Source organism: Rhodococcus sp. T2V (assembly GCF_029269925.1).
Lineage (GTDB): Bacteria > Actinomycetota > Actinomycetes > Mycobacteriales > Mycobacteriaceae > Rhodococcus_F > Rhodococcus_F koreensis.
Map to the genome: position 1 here is coordinate 1 of NZ_JARJBD010000514.1, position 449 is coordinate 449.

The following is a 449-nucleotide window of genomic DNA, read 5'->3' on the forward strand; positions in this document are numbered from 1 at the left end:
GCCCCGTCGACCCCGACGTGTAAATCACATACGCCGGATGATCCACCGACAACGCGGCGACCCGATCCGAATCCTGCAGGGGTTCCGGGGAGTACGACGCCAGAGCATCGATCACGGCGTCGTCGTCGAGAACGAGCCATTGCGTCGAATCCGGCAGGTTGTCCCGCAACGCCGCGGTCGTGATACCGATCGGCGCACCACAATCCTCCAGCATGAACGCGATGCTGCCCTTACCGCCACCACCGCCGCCGGTGACCGCGTCCTTCACATCCGACGCCGTGTCCTTCACCTTGTCGGTCAGCCCGGAGAACAGTGACGTGCCATCGCCCTTCCCCTCACCGTTGCCGTTGCCGTTGCCCTTGCCGGTGACCGCGGACAGCAGGCTTCCGCCGCCGCCCTCGGCGTAGTCGGTCAACCGGCCGGTCGCGCCCGCCACCTTGTCGGAGACG

At 66.8% G+C, this 449-nt stretch carries 1 protein-coding gene; it reads right to left on the reverse strand.

Going from position 1 to position 449, the window contains the following annotated elements:
* Positions 1-449 (reverse strand): AMP-binding protein (locus tag P3H15_RS55185; RefSeq protein WP_276144957.1); only part of this gene is annotated, 449 nt, incomplete at both ends.